The sequence below is a fragment of the Massilia sp. CT11-137 genome (assembly GCF_047302885.1).
GTDB lineage: Bacteria > Pseudomonadota > Gammaproteobacteria > Burkholderiales > Burkholderiaceae_D > Telluria > Telluria orientalis.
In genome coordinates, this window is record NZ_JBKYMP010000001.1 from 2,872,988 (window position 1) to 2,892,404 (window position 19,417).

A 19,417-nucleotide genomic window follows, 5' to 3' on the forward strand; every position below is an offset into this window, starting at 1 on the left:
GCTGGAAAAGCGAAGGCAAAGAAGTCAATATCACACAGGAGATAAATACAAATGCGTTACTCGCTCACCCCCTATATCGGCCGCTCGGCCGCCCTCGTCATCGCGCTGGCGCCCGCCCTCGCGTTCGCGCAGCAGCAGGCCGGCGCGGCCGCGGAGCAGTCCGCGGCCAAGGCCGACGAGCCCAATAACGTCGTGATCGTCACGGGCGTGACCCGGACGACGACCAAGAAGAACGCCACGTTCTCGATCAACACGCTGAGCGCGGAAGACATCCAGCGCCTGGCGCCGATGAGTACCGCCGACCTGCTGGGCAACCTGCCGGGCATCTATGCCGAGGGCAGCACCGCCGGCGAGGCCAGCAACAACATCACGGTGCGCGGCCTGCCCGTGGTCGGCGGCTTCCGTTTCGCGCCGCAGCTGATCGACGGCCTGCCGGCGTACGAGGAATCGGAAGCGCCGTTCCTGAACAACGACGTGTTCGTGCGCGACGACCTGATGACGGAAAGCGTGGAGGCGGTAAAGGGCGGCCCCGGCGGCATCCTGTATTCGAACGGCCTGGGTGCGACCATCAACCACATCACGCGCACGGGCGGCGACCACCTGGAAGGCGGCTACAAGCTCGAATACGCGGACTACGGCTTCATCCGCCAGGACGCGTTCGTGTCCGGCCCGCTGGGCAGGAACCTGACCGGCGCCGTCGGCGGCTACTACCGCAGGAGTCAAGGTATCCGCGATACGGGCTACACGGCGGACCGCGGCGGCCAGATCCGCGGCAACGTCATCTACACGAGCGACGACCGCCGGACGACGGCCCGCTTCGACGCGCTCGTCATCAACGACCGCACGGCCTTCTACCAGAACCTGCCGATCTCGGTGCCGCGCTTCACCCAGTCCGGCACGCCGGCGCATCCGACGGTCCTCAGCCAGGACACCATCCAGCCGCTGGGCATCGATTTCGCGCACGGCACGACGGCGTCGCCCTACAACCGCCGCTTCAACATGATCGGCGAATACGGCACGCGCACGATCGACCAGGCCGACGGCATCCACCCCGACTTCAGGATGTTCACCTTGAAGCTGGGGCATGACTTCGACTCCGGCCTGAAGGTCACGGCCGGCCTGCGCCGCACGGGCGGCAGCAGCGGGTTCAATTCGGTCTTCACGGGGAACGACACGGCGACCGCCGCCACGTTCCTGAACGCGCGCTTCCAGAACGACGTGATCTCGCCGGCGCACGGGGCGGCGCTGGGCTGCAACCTGAGCAATGCGAAACTGGTCGGCTACTTCAAGAGCGGCACGTGCGCGGACTTCGCCAACATCAGCCGCGAGGACTTCATCGCGAAGTACGGAAAGGGCGCCGGCGTCGTCGGCACCTACCGGAACGACGGCACGCGCGTGGCGCCGGGGACCTACATGAACTTCCTGGTGCCATTCATCGCGGACACCGACGCGGCCAGCACGGTGCTCGACCTGAAGGGCCAGCAGACGTTCAAGGCGGCCGGCACGCACGACCTGACGTTCGGCGTGTACCGCAGCCACTACACCTACGACCCGAACTTCCAGGCCGGGCTGCTCGTGTCGGAAAGCGCCCCCAACGCGCGCCTCATCGACCTGACGGTGGTCGATGCCGCCGGCAACCAGGTGGGCCCGTCGCTGACGTCGGGTGGCGCGATCCTGCCCGGCTGGTTCGGCTGGGTCAGCCACATCAAGGCCGATGGCCATGCGGCCTACCTGCTCGACCACTGGGAGACGCTGCAGGGCAAGCTGAAGATCGACGCGGGCGTGCGCTGGCAGGACGTGCGGGCCAACGTCGACCGCCGCGACCGCAACACGGCGGTCGACCTGACGCCGGCGAACGTCGTCGTCGGCTCCCCCCAGGATACCGCGGCGGACAACGAGATCCAGTTCCCCGGCCAGCCCAACCTGCTGAACAAGACCTATCACGGCATCGGCTGGTCGCTCGGCGGCAACTACAGCTTCAGCCGGCCCCTCGCCGTGTACGCGCTGGCGTCGTACTCGTTCCGCCTGCCGAGCCTCGAGGACCTCAACAACCTGAGCACTGCGGGCGCAGTGGTGGTGAACGGGCGCCCGGTCGAGCTCAGCGCCGTCGAGCACATCCGCCAGTACGAAGGCGGCCTGCGCTACCTGACGCGCGAGTTCGGCGCCTCCGTCGCGCTGTTCTACAACAAGTTCTCGCCACGCAGCGCCGTGAACATCTACAAGGACTTCCAGTCGCCGGCATGCTCCACGCTCGGCGGCGTCACGCAGATCAACTCGTGCCCGGACGTGGCCCAGCTGTACAAGCGCGGCGTGCGCAACGTCGGCACGGAGATCGAACTGAGCTGGCGTCCGCGCATGATCGAAGGGCTGGAACTGAAGGGTAACGTCGTGGCGCAGAATCCGAAGGTCGACGGTGCGCGCTACCAGATCACGCAGGAGGACAAGGATCCACAGGGCGTGATCACGGGCTACCACTACGTGCAGATCAGCGAAGACGGCCGCCGTCCGCGCCGCCTGGCCAAGATCATGGCCAACTTCCAGCCGTCGTACGACCTGCTGGCCATGACGGGCATTCCGATGACGGTGTACGGACAATACCAGTACGTCGGCGACCGGTTCTCCGAGGCGACCGATACCAACGTGACCCTGCTGCCGTCGTACCACATCATCAACATGGGCGCGCAATACCAGGTCTCGTCGCGCTGGATGGCGCAGCTGCACGTGGCCAACCTCACGAACCAGCTGTCGTTCACGGAAGGCGATCCGCTGTTCTCCGACCTGCTGTCGCCGGACGGCACCCGTAACCGGGGTATCGCGCGGCCACTGTTCGGCCGCACGATCCGCGCCAGCCTCACGTACCGCTTCTGAGCGCACCGACGACTGCATCACGGGCGGCCGGGAGGCTGCCCGTCTCCGACACCAACAAGGAATTCCTGTGGCTTTGACCTTCCGATTCTCTTTGCTCGCCCTCGGCGCGGCGCTGCTGGCCGCCGGCTGCGCGAGCGGCTCGCCCGATCCCGCCCCGACCTACGGTGAGCCATTCCGCCCGCAACTGTCGTTCTCCCCGCAACGCAACTGGATGAACGATCCGAACGGCCTCGTGTACCACGACGGCGAGTATCACCTGTTTTACCAGTACAACCCGAACCAGAACACATGGGGCGACATGTCCTGGGGCCACGCGGTCAGCCCCGATCTGCTGCACTGGACCGAGCTGCCGCTGGCGCTGCCCGTCGAACAGGATGCGAGGGGCGAGCCCACGCAGATGTTCTTCTCGGGCAGCGCCGTCGTCGATCACGCCAACACCAGCGGATTCGGCCAGCCGGGCAAGCCGGCGATGGTGGCCATGTATACGTCCATGTATCCGCAGGCGCGGACGGTGAACGGCAAGCCTGTGCGCGCCGGCACGCAGGCGCAGTCGATCGCCTACAGCCTCGATCGCGGACGCACGTGGACGCAGTACGCCGGCAACCCGGTGCTGCCGGAGCCGCCCGCGCCCTACGCGGCCGAGTACCGCGAATTCCGCGACCCGAAGATGTTCTGGTACGAGCCCGGACACAAGTGGATATTGGCGACGGTCGCCGCGAAGCAGCACAAGGCATTGTTCTACAGTTCGCGCGACCTGGTCCACTGGGAGTGGACGGGCGAGTTCGGCCCGGCCGGCGCGACCGGCGGCGTGTGGGAGTGCCCCGACCTGATCGAGTTGCCGGTCGACGGCGACCCGGCGCAACGCAAATGGGTTCTCGTCATCAGCCTCAATCCCGGCGGTCCGGCGGGCGGGTCGGGCATGCAGTACTTCGTCGGCGACTTCGACGGCAAGACCTTTACGCGCGACCGCGATGCCGCGGGCGCCGCGCCGCGGTGGCTCGACTACGGCGCCGATTTCTACGCGGGCGTGACGTACAACGATGCGCCGGGCGGCCGCAAGCTGCTGGTCGGCTGGATGAACAACTGGCTGTACGGCGAGAAGGTTCCGACGGCGCCGTGGCGCAGCGCCCAGTCGCTGCCGCGCGAACTGGGTCTGCGCACGGTGAACGGGCAGGTGAAGCTCGTGCAGCAGCCGATCGCCCAGGCGCAGGGTTTGCGCGGCCGGTCGCTGTACAGCGGGGCCGGACAGACCATCGCGCGCGGCACGAAGGCGGTGCCGCTGGCCGGCACGGCGAGTGCGCCGCTGGAATTGAAGATGGTCCTGCAACCGGGCACCGCGACGCGCGCCGGCATCCGCCTGGGACAGGGTACCTATACCGAGATCGGCTACGACGCGAAGCAGGGCGCCGTGTACGTGGACCGCACGAAGTCGGGCGACACCGGCTTCCATCCGCAGTTCGCCGCGCGCCACACCGCGCCGGTCGCGCTGCGCGCTGGCGGGCTGCCGCTGCGTATCCTCGTGGACCGGGGCTCGGTGACGGTGTTCGCCGGCGACGGCGAGGCGGTACTGACCGACCAGGTGTTCCCGCCCGCCGGGGCGGCGGGCGTGAGCCTGTTCAGCGTGGACGGCGACGCGCAGGTGCGCGACCTGGACATCTGGTCCCTGAATTCGATCTGGAAGGAAGCACGATGAATACGTTGTTGAAGGGAACCCTGGTCGGCGGCCTGGCGGGGCTGCTGTTCGGTTTCGATACGGCGGTCATCGCCGGCACCACGCAAGGCCTCACGCAGGCCTTCCGGCTCGACCCGTCGGGCCTCGGCATGACCGTGTCGAGCGCGTTGTGGGGCACCTTGCTGGGCGCGCTGTTCGCGGGCCGCCCGGGCGACCGCTTCGGGGCACGCAACTGCCTGCGCGCCATCGCGGGCCTGTACATCGTCTCGGCGCTGGGCTGCCTGTTCGCGCCCAGCCTCGCGGTGCTGGTCGCGGCGCGCGTGCTGGGCGGGATCGCCATCGGTGCCTCGTCCGTGCTGGCGCCGATCTACCTGGCGGAGATCGCCCCGGCGCACCGGCGCGGCATGCTGGTCGGCGCCTTCCAGTTCAACATCGTGCTGGGCATCCTCGTCGCGTACCTGAGCAATTACCTCGTCGGCCTGGCGGACCTGGGTGCCGACGAGTGGCGCTGGAAATTCGGCGTGGCGGCGCTTCCGGCGCTGCTGTTGTGCGGCCTCCTGTTCGTGATTCCCAACAGCCCGCGCTGGCTGGCCGCGAAGGGCAGGACGAAGGAGGCGGAACAGGTGCTGCGCGAGATCGGCGCCGCCGACGTCGCCGGCGAGCTGGCCCGCTACGCGCGCAGCCACGTCGCCGCGGGTTCGACGCTGTCCTGGAGCCGCTACCGCAAGCCGATGCTGCTGGCGTTCGCGATCGCGGCGTTCAACCAGCTGTCGGGCATCAACGCCATCCTCTACTATGCGAACGACATCTTCGCGGCGGCCGGATTCGGCAAGGTATCGGCGGACCTGCAGTCGGTGATGATCGGCGCGACGAATTTGCTGTTCACACTGCTGGCGCTGACCGTCATCGACCGCCTGGGCCGCAAGACGTTGCTGATCGTGGGCTCGGTCGGCATGGTCGTCGCGCTGACGGGAACGGCATGGATCCAGTGGAGCGGCATGCACCGCGACCTGCTGCTGTGGGCGCTGGTGCTGTTCATCGCGGCGTTCGCGTTCTCGCAGGGCGCGGTGATCTGGGTGTACATCTCCGAGATCTTCCCGACCGAGGTGCGGGCGCGCGGGCAGAGTCTCGGCGCGTCCACGCACTGGCTCATGGATGCCATCGTCGCCGGCGTGTTCCCGGCGATGGCGGCGCGCTCGAACGGCCTGCCGTTCGTCCTGTTCGCGCTGGCGATGCTTGTGCAGCTGTTCGTCGTGGCGCGCTGGTTCGTCGAGACGAAGGGGACGCGGCTGGAGGATATCGACGTGTGACCGGCGTGCCCGCCAGGCCGTCAATGCGGGAAGACGGCCTTGGCGGCTGCATCCGGCCGTTCCGCCGGCTGTGTATACATCTGCATCTGCGAAACGGGATGGTAGCGCCGGTGCCAAGGCCGCGTCAGGACGCGCAGTGCGACGTCGAACGGCACGCCGTTTTCGCACAGGGTGCGCGCCGCATACGCGGTACCCTCGGCGGCGCTCGCGCTGATCACGGCGTCGACGAGGAGGGCGGTGACCAGGTCGGTCCGCTGCCCGGAACCGGCGGGTGCCGCCTGTGAGGGGGGCGCGCAGTGCGGACAGGCCACCCGGAGCGTGCAGCCGCACCCGCTGCACGTGCACTCGACGATGTTCTTCGTTGTCATCTTGCCATTCTACATCTGGAACGTGATAGCTGGATGACTCGGCCCGCTTTTCGCAACCGTTATTTTCCGGTCAATGCGCCAGCAATACCGGAATGCGCGCATCGGCCAGCACCGCGCGGCTGACCCCGCCCAGGCAGAGTTCGCGCAACTTGCTGTGGCCGAAGGAGCCCATCACCAGCAGGCCGCAATGCAGTTCGGCGGCCAGGTCCAGCAGGTCGTGCCCTGCGTCCCGCCGCGACGCCCGCACGAGCATGTGCGGCGTGACACCGTGGTGGCCGAGGAACTGGAGCAGGTCGGGCCGCTGGGACTCCAGTTCCGCCGCGCCGGCGTCGGGGCCGGTGAGCGCGGCGATCGTCACGGCACTGGCGCGGTGCAGCAGGGGCAGCGCGGCGGCCAGGGCGTGCGCGGCTTCCTTGCCGCCGTCCCATCCCACCAATATGTCGCGGGCGGCGCCGGGCGCCGCGTCCGTGCGCGGCAACACGAGCACGGGTCGGGGGCTGTTCAGGATCACGTAGTCCGGCAGGTGGACGGCCCGGTCCGGCAGCGCCTCGTCGGGGTCGTCCTGGCTGATGACGACGAGGTCGGCGAAACGTGCCAGCCGCGCCAGCCCGTCGTCGGCCTGGTCGCACACGAAGCGCGACTCGTGGGGGACGCGCATTGCGGTGGCGATCGCTTCGAATTGCACCAGTGCCCGCCTGGCGTTCTGCTCGAGGGGATCGAAGTAGCTGGCTTCGAGCGTACCCGGTCTCGATGTGTAGCCGAGCGGGAAGATACTGCGCGACACGCCGAACATGGCCGCGCCCAACAGGTGCGCCTGGTGCGCGTGCGCCAGCGCGGCCGCGTAATGCATGCGTGCGGGCGCGTGGGACGACTGGTCGACGTGCACGAGGATCGTCTTGAGCATGTGGACCTCAATGGGCCAGCAGCAACGGTACGGGCGCGCGCTCCAGCAGCTCGCGCGTCACGCCGCCCAGCACCCATTCGCGGTAGCGGCTGTGGCCATACGCTCCGGCGACGATCAGCCCGGCACCCGCGGTGCGCGCGAGCGCCATCAGGGTGTCGCCGACGGTCGCATGCGTGCGCTCGAGCACGACGTCGACCTTCACGCCGTGGCGGGCCAGGTAAAGTGCCATGTCGGCGCCCGGCTGTTCGCCGTGCGCGTCGGACAGCTGGTCCGGATTGACGAGGACGAGCCGCACGCCGTCCGCGCGCGCCAGCAGCGGCAGGGCGGCGGCGAGGGCGCGCAGTGCCTGCGTGCTGCCGTCCCAGCCGGCGACGACGGTGGCGGCGATCGGGGCGTCCGCGTAGCCGGGCGGAACGACCAGCACGGGCCGCGGACCGCGCAGCGCCACGTGTTCCGGCAGCCTGCGCACGCGGGGCGGGATGCCGGGCCCGGGATCGACGTCGCGGCTGAGCACGATCAGGTCGGCATAGCGCGCCTGCAGCAGCAGCGCGCCGTCGGCCGTGTCCTCGACGAGCCGCGTTTCCACCGAGGCGACGCCGAGTTTAACGGCCTGGTCCGTGAAGGCGCGCAGATGCAGCGCCGCGGTCTCGCGCAGGCCGTCGAAATCGGCGGGCGGGACCGGCGCGGCCATGGATCCGGTGAGTAACAGGTAGTCCGTCCACGAGATGCCCGTCGCCGCGCTGCCCACCAGGTGCGCGCCGTGCTCGCGGGCAAGGCGGGCTGCGGCGGCCATGCGGCTGTCCTGCTGGTCACTGCCGTCGACGTGAACGACGATGGTCTTGTACATCGCAAATCCTTTCGAAGACGCACGGCGCTGCCGAAATGGCGTGGTGCAGTCGTTCGACCGGGATTTGCCCGCTTGGTGCCGCGTGTCGTCGTGGAAGCGCGCTGTCAAGCGCTTCGGTCAAGCCGGCACGGTGCCGACGAACGCTTCCAGCTGCCGGTTGAACTCCGCCGCATGCGTCACGTTCATCCCGTGCGATGCGCCGGCAATGGTCCGCGCCGCGGCGCCTGCGATCCATGCCGCGAGCTGCCCGACATTGTCGCGATACATGCGCGGGCTCTTCTCGCCGGCGATCAGCAGCGTCGGGCAACTGATGGCCTGTGCCACGGCGCGGGTGTAGGCGGGCAGCGGGTCGCGGAACTGCATCGGCAGGGTGGCCGCGTTGTCGATCGCCATCGTGCGGAACGCCGCGGGGCTCTTGCGCCAGATGCCCGGCAGGCTGACGGAATCGACGAACAGTTCCAGGCCCGCGTCGACGTCGCCGTCTTCGATCAGCCGGGCTGCCCTTGCGCGCAGGGCTTCCGTCGCGGGCGGCAGCGACGCGTCGGCGTGCAGCGGGCCGCCGGGATCGGCCAGGGTCAGCGATTTCACGAGGTGCGGATAGTCGCGCGCCAGGTGGAACGCCACGCAGCCGCCGCGCGAGTGGCCGACCAGGTGCACCGGACCGAGGCCCATGGCGGTGATGAATTCGGCGAGTTCGGCGACGTGCGTCCACCAGTTGAACGCGCCCTGCAGCGCGAGGTCGTCGGCCGGCCAGTAGTGGCTGAGGCTCACGGAGACGCACTGGAAGCGTTTCGACAGCGCGGTCGTCTGGCCGTTCCAGTAGCGGTAGTCGCACAGCGAGCCGTGGACGAACAGCAGCGGCTCGCCGGCACCGCGCATCACGTACGGCATGCGCACGCCGGACGGCAGGGTGGCGAAGTAGATCTCGGGGACGGACAGGGCGTGCTGGTCGGTGCGTGCGTTCATCGTTGACTCCTTTTGCGCTACTATGCCGCACACGAAGTCCCAAGAAAATCGCATAATACTGAATCTATCAATCAGATTTTCTGATACCAATGAAAACACTCGACCTCGACGTCCTGGCGATGATCGTCGCCGTGGCGGATACCGGCAACATCAGCCGCGCGGCGGAAGTGGTGCACCGCTCGCAGTCGGCCGTGAGCATGCAGATCAAGACCCTGGAAGGCGCGCTCGGCAAGCCGCTGTTCGTGCGTGGCCCGCGCAGCGTGACGCCGACACAGGACGGCGAGGTCCTGCTCACCTACGCCCGGCGCATGCTGGCCTTGCGCGACGAGGCGTGGGCCGCGGTCGTGCGGCCGGACATCACGGGCCGCGTGGTCATCGGTGTGCCGGACGACTACGCGTCGTCGCTGTTTCCGCCGATTCTGAAAAAATTCTCGGCGACGTATCCGAAGGTGCAGATCCAGGTCGTGGGCCTGCCGAGCGTGGCGCTGGCGCCGATGGTGAAGGATGGCTCGGTCGACCTCGTGTGCGCGACGCGCGTGAAGGGGCTGTCCGGCGAGTTCGTCCGGTTCGAGCCGATGGTGTGGGCCGCGACGCCGAGCAGCCGCGACCTCTGGCGCGAGCGGCCGCTGCCCATTGCCGTGTTCCTGCCCGGCAGCGTGGCACGCGAAAACGCGATCCGCAGCCTGGAAAAGGCGAAGATTCCCTACCGGACGTCGTACGAGAGCCCCAGCCTGATGGGCCTGCTCAGCATGGTCGAGGCGGGCCTCGCCGTGGCCCCGCTCGCGCGCTGCGCCGTGCCCGCGCACCTGAGCCTGCTCGGCCAGGCGCAGGGCCTGCCGGAAATCGACCCGCTCGAAGTCATCCTCGCGCGCAGCACCAAGTCGAAGCGGCCGCCGTGCGACTTCCTGGCCGAGAAAATCATGTCGGAGTTGCGGCGCTGACCGGCCGTCAGCGGGCCGCGACCTTGTCGATCCCGCCCGGTTCCCATCCGCCCCCGAGCGCCTTGTAGGCCGCCACGGCCGCCCGCGCCACGTCCGTCTGGGCCTGCGCGCGCGCATCGGCCGTGCGCAGCAGCGTGTCGTCCGCGCGCAGGACCTCGATCAGGCTCGCGGCGCCCCGCCGGTAGGCCGCGAACGACGCCGCGCGCGAACGGGCGAGCGCCTCCTCGCCGCGCACGAGGACGGCCGTTTGCTGCGTGCGGTTGGCCAGCGCCGAGAACGCGTTCTCGACGTCTTCCGTCGCGTGCAGTACGGCGAGGCGGTAGGCCGCGAGCGACTCCGCTTCGCGCCCTTTGGCCTGGGCGATCTGCGCGTCGATGCGGCCGAAGTCGAACAGGCGCCAGCGCACGCCGAGCAGGGCGGCGCCCTCGCCGGCACCGCTGCCGAACAGGTGGCCGGCGGACAAGGTCGTCGCGCTGCCGAGCAGGGCGCCCAGCGACACGTGCGGATAGTATTCCGCCATCGCCGCGCCGATGCGCGCATTACCGGCGGCCACGCGCCGCTCCGCCGCGATCAGGTCGGGCCGGCGCTGCAGCAGGTCGGCGGGCGTGCCCATCGTGCCGATGACCGGCACGGCCGGGATGGAGACAGGCGCGCGCAACTCGGCGCGGTGCGTGCCGGGTGGTGTGCCCAGCATGACGTCCAGCGCGTTCGACGCCGCATCGAGCGCGGCCTGTAGCGCGGGCACAGCCGCTTCGGCCTGCGCCAGTTCTCCCTCCGTCTGGTCGACCTGGTATGCGGGCGCCACGCCCTTGTCGTGCAGCAGCCTGACCTTGGCGAGCAGGTCGCGGCGCGTGGCGACCTGCTGCTGCGCGATGCCGAGGCGGGCCTGCAGGCCGCGGATGCCGATGTAGATGTCCGCCGTCTGGGCGGCGACGGCGAGCCGGGCCGCGACGAAGTCCGCCTCGGATGCCTGGTAGTCGGCACGCGCCGCTTCGCGCCCGCGGCGCAGGCCGCCGAACAGGTCGATCTCCCAGCTGGCGGCCGCGTTCACGTCGTAGGCGTTGCCCCAGCGTTCGTAGCCCGGTGTCGCACCGAGGACCCGGCCCAGCGGCGTCTCCACCGACTGGTACGCGCGTGTGGCGGATCCATTGACCGTGCCGGACGGCAGCAGCGCCGCGTCGGCCGCGTGCAGGCCGGCGCGGGCCTGGGCGACGCGCGCGGCGGCCTGTGCGAGGTCGAGGTTGCTTGCCAGGGCCTGCGCGACGTAGCGCGCCAGTTGCGGGTCGCCGAAGCTGCCCCACCAGGCGGTCAGGTCGGCGGCCCGGCCTTGCACGGTGACGGGTTGGCCGAGGTAACGGTCAGGGACGGGCGCATCCGGCCGCCGGTAATCGGGGCCGACGGCGCAGCCCGTTGCCGCGACGGCGACGACGGCGGCCGCGAGCAGGCGAATCGTGATCATGGTGTATCCTCGTGTTTTGTGACTAGTGACTATAATACTTATTGGTCACACTTTGTCAAACGTTTCTTCAACGCGTTAAGCTATCGCCATGAACACGACAATCACTTCTTCTTCCCCGAGCAGGGGCCCGCTGGATCACGACGTACGCACGCAGATCGTCGACGCCGCGACGGATTACTTCACCCGCTACGGCTATACCAAGACGACCGTGTCCGACCTGGCCAAGGCGATCGGTTTTTCCAAGGCCTATATCTACAAGTTTTTCGATTCCAAACAGGCGATCGGCGAAGTCATCTGCGCCAACCGCCTGGGCGAGATGATGCGCGCCGTCGATGCCGCGGTCGCCGCAGGGACCAGCGCATCCGACCGCTTCCGTCGCATGTTCCGGGCGTTCGTCGACGTGGGCACGACGCTGTTCTTCGAGGACCGCAAGCTGTACGACATTGCCGCGACGGGCGCCAGCGAGGCTTGGCCGTCGGTGCAGGCCTACGAGCGCTATATCGAGGAGCTCATTGCGAAAATCGTCCGCGAAGGGCGCGAGGCGGGCGAATTCGAACGCAAGACGCCTCTGGACGAGACGGCGAACGCGATCTGCCTCGTCATGAAGCCGTACATCAATCCGCTGCTGCTGCAATACAACCTGGACGGGGCGCAGGACGCCACGGTGCGCCTGTCCAGCCTCGTGCTCAGGAGCCTGGCCCCGTAAAAAATATCGGTTGTGACCATTGACTTATTTGGTCACTAGTAGAAAAATGGGGACTTTCTTACCAAAGGGAGCTCCCATGTCCATTCGCTCACGCGGCGCCCGCGCCCTGTATCTGCTGCCGATTGTCCTGGCGGCGTGCGGCGACAAGCCCGCCGCCGATGCCCGCACGGCGGCGCCCCTCGTCGAGACCGTTCTCGTCCAGGGCGCACCGGCCACCGCCCGTTCATTCACCGGCGTCGTCGGCGCCCGCGTCCAGAGCGACCTGGGCTTTCGCGTGCCGGGCAAGGTGGTGCAGCGCCTCGTCGACGTCGGCCAGGCCGTCCACCGCGGCCAGCCCCCCCCCCCCGGGGGGGCCCGGGGGGGGGCGGCCCGGCCCGCCGGCCCCGGGGCGCGCCCGGCGCCCCACGACGAGGCCCGCTACCGCGACCTCGTTGCGGCAGGCGCGGTGTCGGCCTCGACGTATGAGCAGCTGAAGGCCGCCGCAGACTCGGCGAAAGCGCAGCTGAGCGCGGCCGAGGCGCAGTACGACGTCGCCCGCAACGCGGCCGGCTATGCGCTGCTCGTGGCGGACGCGGACGGCGTCGTCGTCGACACGCTGGCGGAGCCGGGCCAGGTCGTCGGCGCGGGCCAGACCGTCGTGCGCCTCGCGCACGCGGGGCCGCGCGAGGCGGTCGTCCACTTGCCCGAGACGATGCGGCCCCGGCCCGGATCGCAGGCGCAGGCCACGCTGTATGGCGGACAGGCCGCCGGCGTGGCCCGCCTGCGGCAGCTCGCGGACGCCGCCGACCGCCTCACGCGCACGTACGAGGCGAAATACGTCCTCGACGGGCCGCTGGCGGACGCGCCGCTCGGCGCCACCGTCACCTTGCGCCTGGACGGTGAACGTGGTGGCGACAGTGACGGCAAGGTCGGCGCGCTGCAGGTCCCGGCCGCGGCCGTCCTGGACGCCGGCAAGGGCAGCGGCGTCTGGACCGTCGCGGGCGATCCCGCCAAGGTGACGTGGCGCCGCGTCGACGTGCTCGCGATCGGCGACGACATGGCGCGCGTGACGGGCCAGTTAAAGCCCGGCGAGCGCGTGGTCGCGCTGGGTGCCCATCTGCTGCACGAAGGCGACACCGTGCGCGTCGATCGCGTGCCGGGCCGGCTTGCCGCCGCAACCGTGTCGCAAACCGCGCCACAAACCGCGCCACAAACCACGCCACACTTCGCGCCGGGAGCCGCACGATGAGCCGCTTCAACCTGTCCGCGCTGGCCGTGCGCGAGCGGTCGGTCACGCTGTTCCTCATCCTGCTCGTCTCGCTGGCCGGCGTGCTGGCGTTCCTGAAGCTGGGCCGCGCGGAAGACCCGCCGTTCACGGTGAAGCAGCTCACGGTGATCACGGCCTGGCCCGGCGCCACCGCCCAGGAAATGCAGGACCAGGTGGCGGAACCGCTCGAAAAGCGCATGCAGGAACTCCGCTACTACGACCGCACGGACACCTATACCCGTCCGGGCCTCGCGTTCACGACGGTCACGCTGCTGGACAGCACGCCGCCCGCCGACGTGCCCGACCAGTTCTACCAGGCGCGCAAGAAGCTGCAGGACGCGCAGGCTTCGCTCCCGGGCGGCGTCATCGGCCCGATGGTCAACGACGAATTCTCCGACGTCACGTTTGCCCTGTACGCCCTGAAGGCGCGCGGCAAACCGTCACGCCTGCTGGTGCGCGATGCCGAAACCCTGCGCCAGCGCCTGCTGCACGTTGCCGGCGTCAAGAAGGTCAACATCATCGGCGAACAGGCCGAACGCATCTTCGTGTCGTTCTCGCACGACCGCCTCGCCACGCTGGGCATCGCCCCGCAGGACATCTTCGCGGCCCTCAATGCGCGCAACGTGCTGACGCCCGCCGGTTCGATCGACACGAAGGGCGCGCAAGTCTTCGTCCGCCTGGACGGCGCCTACGACGAGCTGCAAAAGATCCGCGACACGCCGGTCGTCAGCCAGGGCCGCACCTTGAAGCTGTCCGACATCGCGACGGTCGAACGCGGCTACGAGGATCCAGCCACCTTCCTGATCCGTAACAACGGCGAACCGGCGCTGCTGCTGGGCGTGGTGATGCGCGACGGCTGGAACGGCCTCGACCTGGGCAAGGCGCTCGATGCCGAAGTCGGGTCCATCAACAAGGACGTCCCGCTGGGCATGAGTCTCGCCAAGGTGACCGACCAGGCCGTGAACATCAGCGGCGCCGTCGATGAATTCATGGTCAAGTTCTTCGTCGCGCTCCTCGTCGTGATGGTTGTCTGTTTCCTCAGCATGGGCTGGCGCGTGGGACTCGTCGTCGCCACGGCCGTGCCGCTGACCCTGGCGGCCGTCTTCATCGTGATGGCCGCGACGGGCAAGAACTTCGACCGCATCACCCTCGGCTCCCTGATCCTCGCGCTCGGCCTGCTCGTCGACGACGCCATCATCGCCATCGAAATGATGGTCGTGAAGATGGAAGAGGGCTACGACCGCGTGCAGGCGTCCGCGTACGCCTGGAGCCATACGGCGGCCCCCATGTTGTCCGGCACGCTCATCACGGCCATCGGCTTCATGCCGAATGGCTTCGCGAAATCGACGGCCGGCGAATACACGAGCAACATGTTCTGGATCGTGGGCATTGCCCTCGTCACGTCGTGGATCGTCGCCGTCGTGTTCACACCCTACCTGGGCGTCAAACTCCTGCCGGCGATTCCGAAGATCGAAGGCGGTCATCACGCCATCTATGACACGCCGAACTACAACCGGTTCCGGCGGCTGCTGGGCACCGTGATCCGGCGCAAATGGCTGGTCGCGCTGATCGTGATCGGCACCTTCGTGCTGGCCGGCGCCGGCATGGCCGTCGTCAAGAAGCAGTTCTTCCCGACGTCCGACCGGCCGGAAGTGCTGGTCGAGGTGCAGATGCCCTACGGGACCGCGATCGGGCAGACGTCCGCCGCCGCCGCGAAGATCGAGGCGTGGCTGGCGAAGCAGAAGGAAGCGCACACCGTCACCGCGTACATCGGGCAGGGCGCACCGCGCTTCTACCTGGCGATGGCGCCGGAGCTGCCCGATCCGTCGTTCGCCAAGATCGTGATCCGCACCGACAATGAACAGGAACGCGAAGCGCTCAAGCTGCGCCTGCGCGGCGCCATCGCCGACGGCCTGGCGCCGGAGGCCCGGGTGCGCGTCACGCAGCTGGTGTTCGGCCCGTACTCGCCGTATCCGGTCGCGTTCCGCCTGTCCGGCCCCGACCCGGACACGCTGCGCGCCAGCGCCGCGAAGGTGGAAGCCATCCTGCGCGCGAGCCCGCAGATGCGCACCGTGAACACGGACTGGGGTACGCGCGTGCCGACCCTGCATTTCACCCTGGACCAGGACCGCCTGCAGGCCGTCGGCCTGACGTCGGCCGCCGTGGCGCAGCAGCTGCAGTTCCTGTTGAGCGGCGTGCCCGTCACGGCGGTGCGCGAGGACATCCGTTCGGTGCAGGTCGTCGCCCGCGCGGCCGGCGACGTGCGCCTCGACCCGGCGCGGATCAATGCCTTCACGCTCGTCGGCGCGGCCGGACAGCGCATCCCGTTGTCGCAGGTCGGCACGGTCGACGTCCGGCCGGAAGAACCGGTGCTGCGCCGGCGCGACCGCGTGCCGACCATCACCATCCGCGGCGACATCGCGGAGGGCCTGCAGCCGCCGGACGTGTCGCTGGCCATGCAGCAGGCGCTGCAACCCGTCGTGGCGGCGCTGCCGTCCGGGTACAAGCTCGCCATGGCCGGGTCGATCGAGGAGGCCGGCAAGGCGAACGCCGCGCTGCTGCCGCTGTTCCCCATCATGCTCGCGTTCACGCTATTGATCATCGTGTTCCAGGTGCGCTCGATCGCGTCGATGGTGATGGTATTCCTGACCAGTCCGCTGGGCCTGATCGGCGTGGTGCCGACGCTGATCCTGTTCCGCCAGCCGTTCGGCATCAATGCGCTCGTGGGCCTGGTCGCGCTGTCCGGCATCCTGATGCGCAACACGCTGATCCTGATCGGGCAGATCGACCACAACCGCGCGGAGGGACTGAATCCGTTCGACGCCGTCGTCGAGGCGACGGTGCAGCGCGCACGCCCCGTCATCCTGACGGCGCTGGCGGCGATGCTGGCCTTCATTCCGCTGACGCACTCCGTGTTCTGGGGAACGCTCGCCTACACGCTGATCGGCGGCACGTTCGCGGGCACGGTCATGACGCTCGTGTTCCTGCCCGCGATGTACGCCATCTGGTTCCGGATCGTTCCGGCGTCCGAGCCCGCGCCGGCACTGGCCGAGGCGGCGCCGGCCTGAGGCCCAGCAAAAAGCCCGGGCGGGCCTTGCGGCACCGCCCGGGCTGGCGTCGGTCGTGACCGGAATCAGAACTGGTTCATCGTGTTGTGCTTGCCGCCGGCCTTCAGCGCCGCTTCGCCGCTGAAGTATTCCTTGTGGTCGTCGCCGATGTCCGAACCGGACATGTTCTGGTGCTTGACGCAGGCGATGCCCTGGCGGATTTCCTTGCGCTGCACGCCGGCCACATAGCCCAGCATGCCCTGGTTGCCGAAGTAGTCCTTGGCCAGGTTGTCCGTGGACAGGGCGGCCGTGTGGTAGGTCGGCAGCGTGATCAGGTGGTGGAAGATGCCCGCTTCGCGCGCCGCGTCGGCCTGGAACGTGCGGATGCGCTCGTCGGCGACTTTCGCCAGGATCGAGTCGTCGTACTCGGCGCTCATCAGGTGGGCGCGGTCGTAGGCCGACACGTCTTCGCCGCGGGACTTCATGCCGTCGTACACCTGCTGGCGGAAGTTCAGCGTCCAGTTGAACGACGGGCTGTTGTTGTACACCAGCTTCGCGTTCGGGATGACCTTGCGGATTTCCTTGACCATGCCGCCGATCTGGCCGATGTGCGGTTTCTCGGTCTCGATCCACAGCAGGTCGGCGCCGTTCTGCAGCGACGTGATGCAGTCGAGGACGCAGCGCGCTTCGCCCGTGCCTTCGCGGAACTGGAACAGGTTGCTCGCCAGGCGCTTCGGACGCAGCAGCTTGCCGTTACGCTGGATCACGACGTCGCCGTTCTTCAGTTCGGCCGCCGCGATTTCTTCCGCGTCCAGGAAGCTGTTGTACTGGTCGCCCAGGTCGCCCGGTTCATGGGTCACGGCGATCTGCTTGGTCAGGCCGGCGCCCAGCGAGTCGGTACGGGCGACGATGACGCCGTCGTCCACGCCCAGCTCGAGGAACGCGTAGCGCACGGCGCGGATCTTCGCGAGGAAGTCCTCGTGCGGGACCGTGACCTTGCCGTCCTGGTGGCCGCACTGTTTTTCGTCCGACACCTGGTTTTCCAGCTGGATGCAGCAGGCGCCCGCTTCGATCATCTGCTTGGCCAGCAGGTACGTCGCTTCCGCGTTGCCGAAGCCGGCGTCGATGTCGGCGATGATGGGCACGACGTGCGTGACGAAGTTGTCGATCTTGTCCTGGAGCGCGGCCTTGGCGGCGCCTTCGGCCGCGTCCAGCTGGCGGAACAGGCCGCCCAGTTCACGGGCGTCGGCCTGGCGCAGGAACGTGTACAGCTCCTTGATCAGGGCGGGGACGGCGGTCTTTTCGTGCATCGACTGGTCCGGCAGCGGGCCGAATTCCGAACGCAGCGCGGCGATCATCCAGCCCGACAGGTAGAGGTAGCGGCGGTCGGTGCTGTTGAAATGCTTCTTGATCGAGATCAGCTTCTGCTGGCCGATGAAACCGTGCCAGCAACCCAGCGACTGCGTGTACTTGGACGGATCGGCATCGTAGTTCGCCATGTCGCGGCGCATGATCGCGGCCGTGTAGCGGGCGATGTCGAGGCCGGTCTTGAAGCGGTTCTGCGCACGCATGCGGGCGGCGGATTCCGGATTGATGGCGTCCCAGCCGCTGCCGTAGCGCTGCTTGAGGGTGGCGATGGCCTGGATATCGTTTTGGTACTCGGACATGTCGAACTCCATGAAAAGTGAATCGAAAGTGGTGAAGCGCATGGGTTCATCATAAGAGATCCAGGGATCTAAATCTTCTGTCTTATATAAGACATAAAACTAAAATTAAACGCTAGAATTCAATGAGTTATCTCAAGCATTCCGCAATGCGGCAAAGAATTTTGCGGAATGGGATATTCATCCCACCTGTTGAAAGGCGGGAATTTCATATTGTGGAATGTTATTCAGCCGAGTGAAAAATTCGGGGTCAGAGCCCATTTCTGATCAATTTCTACATGCATTGTTGGCCTTGCGGGCAGCGCGTCGAGTCGCGTCGACGTTTCGGTGGCTGTGGGGAGAGATCATTCGCGGCCAGAGCGTAGAGTTGCCGCAAGAACTGTGCACCGAAATGTGCTCTGACCCCGAATTTGAGAAATGGCCGGACATTCAGCCGGGAACGCAGGGACAAAAAAAAGCCCGCTGGTTGGCGGGCTTGAATCTATTTTCTTGGAGGAAGATAGAGGAGACAGGAAGTATTATGCTGCGATGCACAAAATCCGTCCAATGATGTTTCGTGATGACCGTCATCCGCCACGCGCATGACTGCGCATGCGCGGCGGTCAGAGGTGGTAGTGACCGGCGCGTTCCGGCTGGTAGATCACCTCGACGACTTCCACGCCGAGCGTCCGGCCGTCCGGGTGGGTCCACTCGATGCGGTCGCCTTCAGCAAGGCCCAGCAGGGCGCTGCCGACGGGCGACAGTACGGAGACCGTGTCGTCGCCCTCGCCGATTTCCTTCGGATAGACGAGCGTCTTGCACCACTCGCTGTCCTTGCCGTCCAGGCGGAAGCGGACGGTGGAACGCATGGTCACGACGCGGGGCGGCATGTCCCAGGGCGCGACGACGTCGGCCCGCGCGAGTTCATCGGACAGCGCGTCGCGCGCGGCCGCCTGGGCCAGCGGGAGCCGGTCCAGCATCAGGTCGATGCGGTCGAGGTCGAGCGTCGAAATGGTGATGGCGGGATACATGGCGGTCCTCCTTCAGTCGACATGGAGCAGCAGCCAGCCGAGCGGCAGGCAGACGGCGAGGGCGAGGCCGATGCGCTGGCGCAGGCGCTTGCGGTGCGCGATCAGGTCGTTGATGGCCCGGATGCTGGGCGGGCGGCGGAACAGCGAAGGTCGATCGAGTTTCATAATAAGTCTCTTGATGTCCTGGACAGGAATGGGGCATAGCCGCCCGATGAGGGTCGGGCGGATCGTTATGTTCTGTGGAGCCCGGCCAACGGCTGTGCCGCCGCCGAGCTTAATGAAGCCGGGCGAGAACGCGCGGCAGGGCGTAATCGAGCAGGCGCAGGCAGGCCGCCGTCGCGCGGACGGGGGCGTGGGGCTGTCGGCAAATCAGGAACTTCTCGTGAGCCATTGCGCTGCTATGTCACAA

At 68.0% G+C, this 19,417-nt stretch carries 15 protein-coding genes; 7 read left to right on the forward strand and 8 right to left on the reverse strand.

From position 1 onward, the window contains the following. Positions 1-51: 51 nt before the first annotated feature. The 3 genes from ACEN98_RS13115 (at position 52) to ACEN98_RS13125 (ending at position 5,850) form a co-directional block, all read left to right on the forward strand. Positions 52-2,868: a TonB-dependent receptor gene (locus tag ACEN98_RS13115; protein WP_413384938.1), complete on the forward strand. Its 2,817-nt coding sequence runs from the start codon at positions 52-54 to the stop codon at positions 2,866-2,868. 67 nt (positions 2,869-2,935) lie between these two features. Further along, positions 2,936-4,561, forward strand: a complete 1,626-nt coding sequence (locus ACEN98_RS13120) for a glycoside hydrolase family 32 protein (RefSeq protein ID WP_413384940.1) — start codon at positions 2,936-2,938, stop codon at positions 4,559-4,561. Further along, a complete protein-coding gene (locus tag ACEN98_RS13125) occupies positions 4,558-5,850 on the forward strand; it encodes a sugar porter family MFS transporter (protein WP_413384942.1) in 1,293 nt (430 codons plus the stop codon). Before ACEN98_RS13120 ends, ACEN98_RS13125 begins: the two co-directional genes overlap by 4 nt. A 20-nt stretch (positions 5,851-5,870) precedes the next feature. Here the strand turns inward: ACEN98_RS13125 and ACEN98_RS13130 are convergent, their stop codons facing one another. The 4 genes from ACEN98_RS13130 to ACEN98_RS13145 all read right to left on the reverse strand — a co-directional run bounded on the left by ACEN98_RS13130 (position 5,871) and on the right by ACEN98_RS13145 (position 8,935). Continuing rightward, complete coding sequence (locus ACEN98_RS13130) at positions 5,871-6,218, reverse strand: hypothetical protein (RefSeq protein ID WP_413384944.1); 348 nt, start codon at positions 6,216-6,218, stop codon at positions 5,871-5,873. A gap of 70 nt (positions 6,219-6,288) precedes the next feature. After that, positions 6,289-7,122 carry a universal stress protein gene (locus ACEN98_RS13135; RefSeq protein WP_413384947.1) on the reverse strand — a complete coding sequence of 278 codons (834 nt, stop codon included), beginning with the start codon at positions 7,120-7,122 and terminating at the stop codon, positions 6,289-6,291. A gap of 7 nt (positions 7,123-7,129) precedes the next feature. Next, entirely contained in the window at positions 7,130-7,969 is an 840-nt protein-coding gene (locus ACEN98_RS13140) for a universal stress protein (RefSeq protein WP_413384949.1), read from the reverse strand. A 117-nt stretch (positions 7,970-8,086) separates the two neighbouring features. Then, positions 8,087-8,935, reverse strand: a complete 849-nt coding sequence (locus ACEN98_RS13145; RefSeq protein ID WP_413384951.1) for an alpha/beta fold hydrolase — start codon at positions 8,933-8,935, stop codon at positions 8,087-8,089. Between the two features lie 89 nt (positions 8,936-9,024). On the opposite strand from ACEN98_RS13145, the gene ACEN98_RS13150 reads away from it, so the two are divergent. Next, the gene (locus ACEN98_RS13150) at positions 9,025-9,876 is read left to right on the forward strand and encodes a LysR substrate-binding domain-containing protein (protein ID WP_413344661.1); all 852 of its coding nucleotides are present in this window, start codon (positions 9,025-9,027) and stop codon (positions 9,874-9,876) included. A gap of 7 nt (positions 9,877-9,883) precedes the next feature. On the opposite strand, the gene ACEN98_RS13155 is transcribed toward ACEN98_RS13150, so the two are convergent. Continuing rightward, on the reverse strand, positions 9,884-11,335 hold the full coding sequence (locus tag ACEN98_RS13155; RefSeq protein WP_413384953.1) for an efflux transporter outer membrane subunit: 1,452 nt from the start codon (positions 11,333-11,335) through the stop codon (positions 9,884-9,886). A gap of 88 nt (positions 11,336-11,423) precedes the next feature. Here ACEN98_RS13155 and ACEN98_RS13160 point away from each other — a divergent pair, with 88 nt between their 5' ends. The 3 genes from ACEN98_RS13160 to ACEN98_RS13170 all read left to right on the forward strand — a co-directional run bounded on the left by ACEN98_RS13160 (position 11,424) and on the right by ACEN98_RS13170 (position 16,355). After that, on the forward strand, positions 11,424-12,041 hold the full coding sequence (locus ACEN98_RS13160; RefSeq protein ID WP_413384955.1) for a TetR/AcrR family transcriptional regulator: 618 nt from the start codon (positions 11,424-11,426) through the stop codon (positions 12,039-12,041). Between the two features lie 76 nt (positions 12,042-12,117). After that, complete coding sequence (locus tag ACEN98_RS13165) at positions 12,118-13,269, forward strand: efflux RND transporter periplasmic adaptor subunit (protein ID WP_413384957.1); 1,152 nt, start codon at positions 12,118-12,120, stop codon at positions 13,267-13,269. Continuing rightward, positions 13,266-16,355, forward strand: coding sequence for an efflux RND transporter permease subunit (locus ACEN98_RS13170; protein ID WP_413384959.1), 3,090 nt, complete (start codon positions 13,266-13,268; stop codon positions 16,353-16,355). The genes ACEN98_RS13165 and ACEN98_RS13170 overlap by 4 nt, the downstream gene beginning before the upstream one ends. Positions 16,356-16,420: 65 nt before the next feature. Here ACEN98_RS13170 and ACEN98_RS13175 read toward each other — a convergent pair whose 3' ends face one another. From ACEN98_RS13175 to ACEN98_RS13185, 3 genes are all read right to left on the reverse strand, one after another. Continuing rightward, entirely contained in the window at positions 16,421-18,001 is a 1,581-nt protein-coding gene (locus tag ACEN98_RS13175; RefSeq protein WP_413384961.1) for an isocitrate lyase, read from the reverse strand. Positions 18,002-18,600: 599 nt separating this feature from the next. Further along, on the reverse strand, positions 18,601-19,008 hold the full coding sequence (gene rnk, locus ACEN98_RS13180; protein ID WP_413342933.1) for a nucleoside diphosphate kinase regulator: 408 nt from the start codon (positions 19,006-19,008) through the stop codon (positions 18,601-18,603). A 12-nt stretch (positions 19,009-19,020) separates the two neighbouring features. Next, positions 19,021-19,173 carry a hypothetical protein gene (locus ACEN98_RS13185; RefSeq protein ID WP_413342934.1) on the reverse strand — a complete coding sequence of 51 codons (153 nt, stop codon included), beginning with the start codon at positions 19,171-19,173 and terminating at the stop codon, positions 19,021-19,023. Positions 19,174-19,417 lie beyond the last annotated feature (244 nt).